Annotated in this window: 11 protein-coding genes; 6 read left to right on the top strand and 5 right to left on the bottom strand. The window is 44.8% G+C overall.

Features of this window, described 5'->3' with window-relative positions:
• Both V7Q33_RS09055 and V7Q33_RS09050 read left to right on the top strand, forming a co-directional pair.
• On the top strand, positions 1–918 hold a 918-nt coding region (locus tag V7Q33_RS09055; RefSeq protein ID WP_333819635.1), incomplete at its 5' end, for a putative porin.
• 116 nt (positions 919–1,034) lie between these two features.
• Positions 1,035–1,637 carry a tRNA-(ms[2]io[6]A)-hydroxylase gene (locus tag V7Q33_RS09050; protein ID WP_333819634.1) on the top strand — a complete coding sequence of 201 codons (603 nt, stop codon included), beginning with the start codon at positions 1,035–1,037 and terminating at the stop codon, positions 1,635–1,637.
• 60 nt (positions 1,638–1,697) lie between these two features.
• On the opposite strand, the gene secG is transcribed toward V7Q33_RS09050, so the two are convergent.
• From secG to miaB, 5 genes are all read right to left on the bottom strand, one after another.
• Positions 1,698–2,048 (bottom strand): preprotein translocase subunit SecG, encoded by a 351-nt coding sequence (gene secG, locus V7Q33_RS09045; RefSeq protein ID WP_331977549.1) that lies wholly within the window; start codon positions 2,046–2,048, stop codon positions 1,698–1,700.
• Between the two features lie 3 nt (positions 2,049–2,051).
• Positions 2,052–3,131, bottom strand: coding sequence for a hypothetical protein (locus V7Q33_RS09040; protein ID WP_333819633.1), 1,080 nt, complete (start codon positions 3,129–3,131; stop codon positions 2,052–2,054).
• 24 nt (positions 3,132–3,155) lie between these two features.
• Positions 3,156–3,725: an LptE family protein gene (locus V7Q33_RS09035; RefSeq protein WP_333819632.1), complete on the bottom strand. Its 570-nt coding sequence runs from the start codon at positions 3,723–3,725 to the stop codon at positions 3,156–3,158.
• Positions 3,715–4,986 (bottom strand): sigma-54 interaction domain-containing protein, encoded by a 1,272-nt coding sequence (locus tag V7Q33_RS09030; protein WP_333819631.1) that lies wholly within the window; start codon positions 4,984–4,986, stop codon positions 3,715–3,717. Before V7Q33_RS09030 ends, V7Q33_RS09035 begins: the two co-directional genes overlap by 11 nt.
• Positions 4,987–5,087: 101 nt before the next feature.
• A complete protein-coding gene (gene miaB / locus V7Q33_RS09025; protein WP_333819630.1) occupies positions 5,088–6,548 on the bottom strand; it encodes a tRNA (N6-isopentenyl adenosine(37)-C2)-methylthiotransferase MiaB in 1,461 nt (486 codons plus the stop codon).
• Positions 6,549–6,668: 120 nt separating this feature from the next.
• On the opposite strand from miaB, the gene V7Q33_RS09020 reads away from it, so the two are divergent.
• From V7Q33_RS09020 to V7Q33_RS09005, 4 genes are all read left to right on the top strand, one after another.
• Positions 6,669–7,181 carry a gamma carbonic anhydrase family protein gene (locus V7Q33_RS09020; RefSeq protein ID WP_331983137.1) on the top strand — a complete coding sequence of 171 codons (513 nt, stop codon included), beginning with the start codon at positions 6,669–6,671 and terminating at the stop codon, positions 7,179–7,181.
• 95 nt (positions 7,182–7,276) lie between these two features.
• A complete protein-coding gene (locus V7Q33_RS09015; RefSeq protein ID WP_331983135.1) occupies positions 7,277–7,840 on the top strand; it encodes a hypothetical protein in 564 nt (187 codons plus the stop codon).
• A gap of 105 nt (positions 7,841–7,945) precedes the next feature.
• The gene (locus V7Q33_RS09010) at positions 7,946–8,566 is read left to right on the top strand and encodes an OmpH family outer membrane protein (RefSeq protein ID WP_331983133.1); all 621 of its coding nucleotides are present in this window, start codon (positions 7,946–7,948) and stop codon (positions 8,564–8,566) included.
• 252 nt (positions 8,567–8,818) lie between these two features.
• Positions 8,819–11,974: a cyclic nucleotide-binding domain-containing protein gene (locus V7Q33_RS09005; RefSeq protein ID WP_331983131.1), complete on the top strand. Its 3,156-nt coding sequence runs from the start codon at positions 8,819–8,821 to the stop codon at positions 11,972–11,974.
• The last annotated feature ends 681 nt before the right edge of the window (positions 11,975–12,655 follow it).

Raw genomic sequence — 12,655 nt, 5'->3', positions numbered from 1 at the left:
ATCCGTAATTATTCGATGAACTATAACTACATCGATGCGGATACATTGGGATTAAAAACGAAGGGTGCAGAAAGCTATCTCGGAGGCCGGATGGCACTGCGCCTGGATTCAATCGGTGAGATTGGCGGCTGGGTTGAAGTGATGCAAACCGGTAATTACCGGATTGAGGGAAGTATCAAAAGTCCGTGGTTTGAGGCTACGCTGAAACAGATGCAGTATGCACCTTCATTCATGCAACAGGCCTATCGCGGTAGTCACGATGTATGGTATCCGTCCTTTACCTATCCTACAGACTTTCACAATGTAAATGTTACGCAGATCAATGGGTATATACATTATCGATCGCGTGTGTTGTCTGCTTCCCCCGGACTTACTTTTACGCGTTTGGGTAACTATGTATTTTTCAAGCAGGGAAACTTTGATCTTGACCAAACCGTAATGCCGGTTCAGTCATCAGGGCAGCAGGTCTTTGCCGCACCCGAGCTCAATTTTACGCTCACCATGGCCCAGCACATTCGGTTGACGGGTAAGGTAATTTACAACCACATGCTCAAGAATGATGATGAGGCGATACAAATTCCCGAGCTGTTTGTAAACGGGCAATTGTCGTATGAGAATATATTTTTCAATGGCAACCTCGATATGCACACCGGTATAGACGTACATTGGAACTCCACTTACTACGCGCTCGGCTACGATGTGCCTGCACAGCAGTTCTATGTGCAGCAAAGCTTTCAGTCAAAGCAATTCCCAATTATTGACCTGTTCTTTAACACGCGCATCAAGCGAGGTCGCATATTTCTGAAGTATAATAATCTGATGCAGGCTTTTACGAAACAAGGGTATATGCCTACACCATACTATCCGGGCCAACGCAATATTATCGACTTTGGATTTGATTGGTCTTTCTATGATTAGATTTAAGATTTTAAAATTGTAAGATTAAAAGATTTGAAAAATGGGATGCTGAATCTCTTGATCTTTCCATTTCAGAATCTTCTAATTTTGTAATCTTCCAATTTTTCAATCCAGCTATGGAAGCAAAAGATAAATTCACACTCGGTCTTGAGTTGCCAACAGACCCGCGATGGGTTAATATCGCAGAGACTCACCTGGAGGATATACTGGTGGATCACGCGTACTGCGAACAGAAGGCAGCATCTTCCTGTATATCACTTATTGTTCTGTACCCTGAAAAAGACTTGTTGGTAGAGCGGCTTTCGCCCATCGTGGCGGAAGAGTGGAGTCACTTTGAGCGTGTACTGGCAGAGCTTCGTAAGCGTGGCTGGAGTCTGGGAAGGCAGCGCAAGGATGAGTACGTGGAGAAGCTTAGCCGGGTAATTCAAAAGGGAGGCAGCCGGGAGCAACAGCTTATGGAAAAACTGCTGATGAATGCATTGATTGAAGCGAGGAGTTGTGAGCGTTTCAAGATATTATGGAAGCATATTCCAGACCAGGAGCTCGCTGAATTTTACCATGAGCTGATGATATCGGAAGCCGGGCATTACAAGAACTTTCTGCAACTCGCCAAGGAGTATATGCCTGAAGAAGTGGTGATGAACCGCTGGCACGAATTGCTGGAGCAGGAGGCAGAGATTGTAAAGGGCCTGGGGCTCCGCGGAGATCGAATGCATTAATAACGACAATGGGCTGCCGCGGGCAACCCATTGTTGTTATCAATATTTGTGATGTGATTCTTATTTAGCACTGTCGGCATTAGCCGGAGCGCTTTCAGTAGATGAAGGCAGGTCCAGGGCTGGTGCCTGGGCAGGAGCTTGTTCGCCTGCTCTGTCAAGAATGTTGTTTTCTGAACCACCTCTGTCTGCGGTAATGAAGTTGGTTGCCAGGCAAAGTACCATGATGCCAATGACAAAGCTCCAGGTAAGTTTCTCCAGCAAATCGCCAGTCTTCTTTACACCGATAATGTTACTTGCTGCTGAACCTCCAAACTGGCTGGTGAGCCCGCCTCCTTTAGAGTTTTGTGCCAGAATCACCAGCACCAACAACACTGCGAAGAGAATAATAAGACCAATTACTAATGCGTACATATTCTATTTTCTTAAATCTTCAATTTGAGCCGCAAAGTAAGCCTTTTTTTGCGGAAACTTCCAAATAAGCTTCTTGAGAACCTCAATAGCCTTGTCTTTTTTACCTTGTTTTATGAGAATTTCAACCAGTGTTTCCGAAACCACATTGTCACCAAACTCACCCGTTTTAATAGTAGAGAGGTCGCCCGATGGGGGCGGAAGTACTTTTTCTTTCGCCGATGTTATGGTGGGTTGTGTTTTTATGAACTGCTCGATGATTTCGAGTTGCTCTTTTTGTTTATCTCCTTCTGGGGTAAGTTCTTCTTTACTGCTTACAATCTCATCGATCAGCTCTTCGCCCGAATCATCGTGTTTTTTTTTTCTGGTTCTTGTCTTTGGAACCTCAGCTTCACCATCCTGCTCTGCGGTTTGAGACTGCATAGCTTTGGCAAGTTCAACGATGCGTGCTTTCCTTGACTTTGTTTGCTCTTCTGATTCATGGGATTCATGATCAGTCTTTGCCTGCATAGCCCGTGCAACTTCTTTAATGCGTTCCTTTCTTGATTTTGCAGTGTCTTTGTGCTGGACTTCCTCAGCAATCTCAGAAACAGGCTCCTCTTCGGGCTCCGGTATGGAAGCGACTGCCGCAACGGGATGCTCAAACATCATCTCAAAATTTTGACGAAGCTCCGTCAGTCGTTCGAGGTCGTGCATTACTTCTTCCGCCAGACTCTCTGTAGAGGTTGAGACGCTGCGTGACGGTGCCTGCGTGGATGTCGACACAGGGATTGAAGCGGTTCGCGAAGTCCATGTTGAAACGGTTGTTGGTTCCTGGACTTTTGCCGGGTACTGTAATACGATTGACTCCCGCGTCATTACATCTTTCAATACACCCCGGTCGGCTGCATAGACAGCCGCCATTTGTAACTCAGCCTGTTGTGTGCTGAAGCCATGGTCTTTAGCCAGGCGGGCGGAAAGTGCGTGTAATATTTGGCTATAGGGGTAACTCTCTTTAAGGGAGAGTATCTCCTTAGCTTCTTCGATAGAGCTATCGGAATAGTGATGGAGTACGTGTATAAAGGAATTTTTTTCCACTGATATCATGCCTTCAGGTAAAAATACTAAATTTTACCAATTGGCAACCGAGGCATTGAAGATGTCGTTGATGATCCGGTCGAAAATGTCTTTAGTTAGCTGTTCTTGTATGTCGGTGAAGTTCTGATCGTTCGTAAAATCCTTGTAAAAAGAGAAAGACTTGTCCTTAAAACTCATTGCCTCGTCCTTTGTGTTCACATACGTTACTTTCACAGTAATGGTGAGACGCGTTGAAGAGGCATTGTTAATCTGCGTACTATTGCCGGTTGACACTGGAGAAATAGGGGTAAGCCTGAAATCGGTAATCTCCCCGTCCATCTGGAGGTCTCCATCTTCCTGTACAACCGAAAGGTTGGAGTTCTGGATCAGGTAAGTCTTCAAACTGTTGGTAAAAGTCTGGCCCATGTTGGCCGGCCCGAGGTCTGCATTGTTATAGAACTCAGGCATCGATATAGTTTTGGCATCGGTACTGATGCCCGTGAAGGAATATACTCCGCAAGACTCCAGTGAAAATATAGCTGCAAAAAAAATAAGAGAGAGAACAACTAAGGGCAGTCGAAGAAGGGACTTGTTGTGAGCCCCCTCTGGTTTACTATTCTTCAAGATCGTACTGTTTAATTTTTCGATATAAGGTTCTTTCGGAGATGCCCAAATCGCGTGCCGCATATTTACGCTTGTTATTATTTTTTCGAAGGGCTCTCACAATCAATTCTTTTTCTTTCTTTTCAATTGAGAGCGAGTCATCTTCAGTTTCATGCGTAATGTCGTGCACGTCTTCTACATGTTCATTGTCTGTTATCTCGGCTGATGGCAAGTTTAATACCATGGCATCAGACGAAGATCCGTTCATTGGTTCAGACGCATGTATACCTTCGAACAGGCCGGGATGATCTTTCACCAACTGCGCAGCTTTGGACGGATTGCTGAATGTATCAAGCACGAGTTTCTTCAAATCATTAAAATCCTTCTTCATGTCGAACAATACTTTATAGAGTATATCGCGTTCAGACATGCCGTCTTTCTCAGAAACCGATCCGGCTCCTTTATAAAGTGCCGGCAAGTTCGTTTCTTTTGGCAAGTAGCGCTGCAGTGTCTCGGCGGTTATATCCTTATTGTCGGCTGAAAGCACAGAGATCTGTTCCACTAGATTTTTGAGCTGGCGGATGTTGCCGGGGAAGCGATACTTTAATAGAATGTCTTTCGCTTCATCGGTAAGCGCAATCGGTTTTACCCTGTATTTTTCTGAAAAATCGGTTGCAAATTTTCTGAACAGAAGTTCAATATCACGTCCTCGTTCGCGCAATGGTGGCACATAGATCGGAACTGTGCTAAGGCGATAGTAAAGGTCTTCACGGAATTTACCTTCTTCCACATTGCGCATCAGGTTCACATTGGTAGCAGCGACCACACGTACATCGGTCTTCTGCACCTTGGAAGAACCTACTTTTATGAACTCCCCATTTTCCAAAACGCGGAGCAGGCGGGCCTGTGTGCCCAGGGGCATTTCGCCAATCTCGTCCAGGAAAATGGTACCGCCATTCGTTACTTCAAAGTATCCTTTGCGGGCCTCGTGAGCTCCAGTAAAAGAGCCTTTTTCGTGGCCGAATAATTCGGAGTCGATCGTACCTTCCGGGATAGAACCGCAGTTAATGGCAATGAACTGGCCATGCTTGCGCGGACTCAGGTGGTGAATGATCTTTGAAAAAGATTCTTTACCACTTCCACTTTCTCCGGTAATCAATACCGACATATCGGTTGGCGCTACTTGTATAGCGACACTCACCGCATTGTTAAGCAAGGGTGAGTTGCCAATTATACCGAAGCGTTGTTTTACATTTTGTATCTCTAAATCTGAAATTGCCATCGGTTGTTTGTCTGTTAATCATGTCTGTCAAAAAATAACATTAACAGCAGGCTGAAAATATATGCCAGCCCTTGTTGCTTCAAAAGGCTGGAGTAACAACACTAACTGTTAATGGTTTTTCCCATCAGTGTGGCACCGGTGCAGTCTTCTACCAGCACGTGCACATACTCGCCTTTCTTGTAGTTTCCTTTCGGGAAAACAATTACTTTGTTTGCAGAGTTGCGTCCCTGCAGATACTCTTCGGATCGTTTGGAGAATCCTTCGATAAGCACTTTATATACCTTGCCTACATCGAGCTTGTTTCGCTTCAGCGAATGCTCGGTTTGTTTCTGGATGATCTCATTCAGTCTGCGCTTCTTGATATCAAGGTCTATATCATCGGTATATTTTTTTGCTGCGAGTGTTCCCGGACGCTCGGAGTAAAAGAACATGTAGGCAAAATCATATTCAACGGCATCCATCAGCGAAAGTGTATCCTGGTGTTCTTCTTCCGTTTCGGTACAGAAACCGGTAATCATATCAGAAGATATACCACAGTCGTTGCCGAGGATGGTTCGTATACTCTTAATCTTGTCGAGATACCATTCGCGGGAATAGCCACGGTTCATGATGTCAAGAATACGTGTGTTACCGCTTTGCACCGGCAGGTGTATATACTTGCAGATGTTCTCGTACTTCGCCATGGTATGCAGCACATCATCGGTAATATCTTTAGGGTGCGAAGTGGAGAAGCGTACGCGCAGATCAGGATGCACCTTGGCCACCATCTCCAGCAGGTTGGCAAACGTAATAATGTTGCTCACACCGTTCTTCTCAATCCACGCCTTGTTGTTTTCTTCGGGGCTCCATTTATAGGAGTCTACATTTTGGCCCAGCAATGTTACCTCGCGATAACCTTGCGCAAACATCTGCGTTGCTTCCTGCACAATGGAATAGGGATCACGACTGCGCTCGCGGCCGCGGGTGAAAGGCACCACGCAAAATGAGCACATGTTGTCGCAGCCACGCATAATGGATATGAAAGCAGTAACGCCGTTGGAATTAAGGCGCACCGGGCTTATATCGGCATACGTCTCTTCGCGCGAAAGGAATGTGTTTACCGCTTTCTGTCCGTCATCCACCTGGCTGATGAGTGCCGGTAGATCGCGGTAAGCATCGGGGCCTGCTACGAGGTCTACGATCTTTTCTTCTTCTAAAAACTTAGCCTTCAGGCGTTCAGCCATACAACCGAGTACACCTACCAGCAACTCCGGCTTTTGCTTTTTAAGGCCATTGATATGCGTTAAGCGGTTGCGCACAGTTTGCTCTGCCTTCTCACGGATCGAACAGGTATTCAGAAATACAACATCGGCAGTAGCGATATCGGACGTGGTATCAAATCCCTCTTTCTGTAGAATTGATGCCACGATCTCGCTGTCTGCAAAATTCATCTGGCACCCATAACTCTCTATATATAGCTTGCGCTTATTGCCGGTATTTTCATCCTTCAAAACATGAACCGTTTCACAGGCTTCCGCATCCTGCGGGTTCAAAACATCCAGATCTCCAATCAAATTCTCCATCGTGTTCTTAATAAGTCGCAAAAGTACAACTTTTAGTGTTTTTATGGTGACATCTTGTCAGTGGATTTACGATTTTTCAGATTCCAATTGTAGATTTCGTCCAACTTTTAAACGCATCGCATGGCACTTATCAAGGCAGTGAGAGGGCATGAGCCGAAATTTGGGAACAATTGTTTTCTGGCAGATAATGCAACCGTAGTGGGGGAGGTTGTGATGGGAGACAATTGTACGGTCTGGTTTAATGCCGTGGTGCGAGGTGATGTTCACTCCATTACCATTGGCGACAATACCAATATTCAGGATGGTGCGGTGATCCATTGTACCTATCAGAAGGCCAGGACCGTGATTGGCAGTAATGTTTCGATCGCCCACAATGCGATTGTACACGGCTGCACGGTGAAAGACAACGTGCTGATCGGGATGGGCGCTATTGTAATGGACGATGCAGTAATAGGGGAGAACTCGGTAATTGCTGCAGGTGCCGTGGTGCTGGCGGGAACCATTGTTGAACCGGGAAGTATCTACGCCGGTACACCGGCCAGACGCGTGAAAGCAATCGGAGAGGAAATGAAAGAGGTGATACAACGGACGGCCCGTAACTATCCGATGTATGCCACCTGGTTCAAGGAATAATCTGTTCAGACACCTTGAATCCGGTATAATTTTCCTGACAAAGCGTATATATTTTCAACCATTTTTTTTAAATTAAAGAACGATTCGTTTGAGTTATGGCACCAGTAGAGAATTTAGGTTTCAGTCCGAAGATCATAGAAGAGTATAGAGAAAAAATGCTTACTCTGGGAAGAACATTCTTGTTTGATGATGAAGATGAAAACTCGGATGAATACTCACACTTCTATTTCTTAGGCAAGTTTGAAGGTAAGGATGTTATCTACGATGCTGTGATCTATACATTGCGTCTGCAACACGAAAGCGAACTCTACGAAATAGCGGAGCATCGTGCTGCCAAGCATTTTCCGGAGTATAAAAAGATTACTTACGATGAAGATGAAAACGGAAACCTGGAAACACTCGATCCGCTGGAAGAAGAGATCGGTTTGTTTATGGCTGAAGTGATCATGGAGCTTGAAGAAGACGAATCTGTAAAAGTAAAAGAACATGTAGACCTTGACGCCAATTCCGAATTTGGCGTAAGCCTCGATGTAGGGCTCCATGTAGAGCGCATTACCGACAAGGTTATTGAGAAGTTTATCAAAGACTTTAACGAAGATACATTGAAGCTGGATCCAACCCTGTATTCCTTTCAAACGGAAGATCAGGAGGCCGGCTGAGTTCAGCAAGGCTGGCTGAAAAGATTACCGGAAAATTCTTACCTCGCTGTTCAGCCTCCGAAAATTCTGCACATATTTGCGCCCTGAACTCTGAACCTTTAATTAATGAAAAATCTTTCGTTGATCTTAAACATTGTGCTGCTGGTGGCAGTCGCTGTGTTATTCTATTTACATTTCTCATCATCCAAACCAGCAGCGTCTGGCGATACTGCCGTGGAGCCTGGCGCTCTGACAGTTGCCTATATTAACTCGGATACTGTTTTAAAATATTACGATTACCTCAAAGCACAGAAGGTTCAACTGGAAGAAAAATCCAAAAGCCTGGAACAGGAATATCGCAACCGCGCCATCGGCCTTCAGAACGAAATTGCAGCCTACCAGCGTAACGTGAATAGCATGACCCTTGGACAGGTAAAGGCAACGGAAGAAGATCTGGGCAAGAAGCAACAGAACCTGCAACTCTATCAACAGACGCTGAGCCAGCAACTGATGGAAGAAGAAGCGAAGCTGAATAAAGAACTTTACGAACGCATTACAAATTTCCTGAAAAAATATGGCACCGAGAAAGGTCTTCAGGTGGTGTTGAAGTACGATCCTTCCAGCGATGTGTTGTTTGCCGGCGAAGCACTGAATATCTCCAAAGATGTTATTGATGGCTTGAACAGCGAGTATAATCAGGAGAAATCGGGTGGTGTGAAAGCGGATAGTACTGCGGCGAAGAAATAATACCGTTAACGGTTAATAGTAATCCGTTATCAGAAACAGATCTGAATGACGTGTAACTAATAACGATTAGCCTGAGAGACCAAAATTTATTTCCCATATCCCGATGGCTATCGGGAACAGAATAACACAGATCGTTTAGGGTAACCGTTAATATACTCTTCCTGATAACGATTAACGTGTCACGGATAACAGTTAAAAATCCGGCCCTGATCATGAATCAGGACCGGATTTTTTTATATTTGATGGTAACCTATGGCAAGTTTAGCACGCTTACTCCGCATCAAGAACGAAGAGCAGAAGCAGATCATTGTAATGCTTTGTACAGGCTTCTTCATGGGCGTGTTCATTGCCACCTACCAGGTAACGGCAGACTCTCTTTTTCTCAACAGGATGGGAGCTTACCTGAACAAGGCCTTTCTGGCAGCAGGTGCACTCGGTATTATTACCACTTCGCTGTTCTCATTCTTTCAAAACTGGATACGGTTTACAACGCTTGCGCTGGGCAGTGTTGTATTGATTCTGCTCTTTACGCTCGGAGCGTACTGGCTGCTAAACTTCGGTCCATCGTCATGGCATAATTACTTTGTGTTTGCCTTGTACTGCATGTCGGGTCCCATTACCGCTGTGTTATTGTTGAGTTTCTGGGGAATCTTCGGGCGACTCTTCAATTTCCGGCAGTCAAAGAGGATCATCGGATGGATTGATACCGGCCAGTTGATCGCTGCTATCCTGGCTACACTCATTGCTATTCCATTTACTTCGAAGATCATTAAAGATACTTCCGATTACTTGTTGGTTTGCGCTGGGAGTATAGCCATTGTATCGGTGTTGCTGTTCATCATTGCTACCGTTTTTACACTGGCCAAGAACGACCCGCGTGAATTTGGCGCAGCAGTACGGAGAGAGACGCGCATTACCCGGCTGGTGAGAGACCCCTATATACGGATGCTTTCCGTATTTCTGCTTATCTCTATGGTAATGTTTATGTTTACACAGTACTCTTTCCAGCAACTGGTGCAAATACAATATCCGAAGGAACGCGAGCTTACCAACTTCAACTCATTCTTTACCGGTGCGGTATATGGTATAAGCCTTATCATGCAAACCTTTATCAACCAGCGGATCATCAGCAACTATGGGTTGCGTGTATCGCTGTTTGTGCTTCCATTGGTGGTGATTCTGTTTGCATCTGGCTCTTTATTAACGGGAGGAATTTTCGGTTACGAAAAAGTAATCGGTGAAACCGGCTTTATATACTTCTTTCTGTTCGTAGCCCTGACCCGTCTTTTCAATTGGACGCTTCGCGATTCATTGGAGAACCCTGTCTTCAAGCTCTTTTTTATTCCGCTGGAAAACCGTCTTCGCTTTAATATACAGGCAAAGGTTGAAGGACTTATGAACGAGAGTGCTCGCTTTGTGGCCGGCTTGCTGATATTTGGTATGGCCTTTTTGCCATTCTTTAAACTTATACATGTTGGTATCCTTTTGCTGTTGCTGGCCGGTGCCTACTTCTATGTAGTGAATCATCTATATAATGGTTATCGGAACAAGATCCGGCTGAAACTGGAAAGCACCGATATGCAGCAGGAAAGACTGGAGAAAGGTTTTACACGTGTAACGAACCGGTTGGAGACTATGCTTGCGGCGCCACAGGCTTCAAAGGCCGTGTTCTCTTACAAACTGTTGGAGAAGATTAATGCTGCACAGGTTTCTGCATGGGTCAACAACATGATGAAGAACGATGAAGAGCCGATACGTGCCTACGCACAAGATAAGATGAATGAATTGAAAGGTCTGTCGGTGTCCGATAAGTATGTTATCCGGATGGACGGTACTAAAGTTGATGGCTCCGAAAAAAATGTATTGACCAAGAGCGATCTGGAACTCATCATCCAAAACGGTGGTGACATTACCAAAGCACGTATTCAGAAACTGACGCGATCAGGCAATCCGAACGACCGTCACTATGCAGCAGAGTTATTGCTGCACACCTCACGTGAAGAATGTACATCGTTCCTGATGGAATTATTGATTGATGCTGAGCCACAAGTCCGGAACACAGCCATCAAAACTTCCATCAAGAAAAATAATCCGGAGATCATCAATACTGTCATTGAAAACCTCGGGAGTCCGGTATACAGCAATCAGGCCATGAATGCTTTAGTGCAGATCGGTGCTACTACTCTGCCAGCACTGGATGCTGCATTTTACCGCAGTGGCCAGAGTACACAGATGATGCTGCGCATTGTACAGGTAATTGGCCGCATAGGAGGGCAGCGTGCGCGCGAGATACTCTGGAACAAAATGGATTATCCCAATAAAGTGATCGTATCGCAGGTGCTGTTGTCGTTGGGTGAATGTGGGTTCAAGGCAGGGATATCGCAGATTACGCGTATCAAATATGTTATTGAATCTGATATAGCCGATATCAGCTGGAACCTGAGTGCCATGTATGAAGTAGGCGATGAGGGATTCAGCGAACAGATTAAAACGGCACTTCAACTGGAGATCAAAAATGACATTGAGCACATCTATACCCTGCTCACCATGTTATATGATACGCGCTCCATTCAGTTGGTAAAAGAGAATATTGATAGCGGTACGGCCGAAGGCATAACGTATGCCATCGAGCTGCTGGATGTATTCCTTTCAGAGCAGTTGAAGCAGCGGGTTATCCCTATTCTCGATGATATATCCGATGCAGAGCGAATTAGTCGTCTGGAATATTTTTATCCGCGCGTGAAGCTCGATTCCCGGTTAGTGTTGAAGTTCCTGATCAACCGCGACTTTACGCAATCGAACCGCTGGACAAAGGCATGTGTACTGTTCCAGATTGGTATGCAAAAGATTGAAGACTTCAAGCTTGACCTGATTGCCCAGTTGTTCAATCCGGACTTGCTCATTCGTGAAGTATCGGCCTGGGCGTTGCATCAAATCAATCCGAAGGAATACGAACTCAATTCAAAGAGGCTAGGAGAGGCCACCAAGTATGAGCTTGATATGCTCATTATACAAGGCAAGCGCATGACGCGTTTTGAAAAGATACTCTTCTTCCAGGAGATCAATATCTTTAAAGGAGTGGCAGGGCTTACACTTACTTACCTTGCCGATCTCAGTGAAGATGTGAGGCTCAAAAAAGGAGAGTCGCTTACCCTGGACGAGCGCTCCAACAATAATTTTTATGTGATCATCTCCGGAACAGTAGATTTTTATCACAAAGGGGAACACGTGACGCAGTTCCTCCAGGGACAATTTATAGGAGAGATGCTGGGTTACCAGAACTTTTTGAATGCTAACCTCGTGGTGGCTCAAACCGATACTGTAATTTTGAAATTCAATAAAGATCAGTTCTACGAATTGCTGTCAGATAATGTAGAGCTGGCGGATAAAGTGCTGGAGTATATTTGATAGTACCGATGACGAAGGGTAAAAAAATATTCGCGGGGTTTGCTGTGGTGTTTGTAATATTGATAGGATATGCGAGTTACGACATCAGCAAGAGAACCACTTTTCCAGGCTCAAAACCGCAATTGAAGGAGCGGATCAAAGACACTTACATGACTAAAGATTCTGTTAAAATTGACTCGATTTCAAAAAGGTAACCAGATAATTTACGGTTTTCCTTAATTTTTTTGTGCAATCGGTTGATTATACTAAAAAAAGATGTAGTTTTACGACAGATTAAAGCCAACTATAGACATGACAATCCCCCTTAGTCGAGTACTTCGGGGGATTTTCATTTTATAGCCATTATCAGGACGCTGTTCTAAAAGGTCGCTTAACCAAACCGTTGTTACATGCTTACTCCAAAAAGGTACTGGATCCAGTAGGGTGAGCGTTGGAACAGTTTTTTAAGATGTTGATCTGCTACTTCTCTTAGTATTATCTCCCGCACTTTTATAGTGCCCATCTATCTGCAAATAATCCCATTCGTCTGCTATATTTTCAGATGACCGATTCAGTTATGGTACTTTTTTACTAGGGCTATATCTTTGATTCAAGATTAAAGCCAACTATAGACAGTGATTATCCCCCGGGGTCTAGGACTTCGGGGGATTTTCATTTTTATACGATTCCCTTTTTCAGAGC

Origin of the sequence: Ohtaekwangia sp., assembly GCF_036786105.1 — a bacterium.
Classification (GTDB): Bacteria; Bacteroidota; Bacteroidia; order Cytophagales; family Cyclobacteriaceae; genus Ohtaekwangia.
This window is presented reverse-complemented; position numbering and strand designations above follow the sequence as displayed.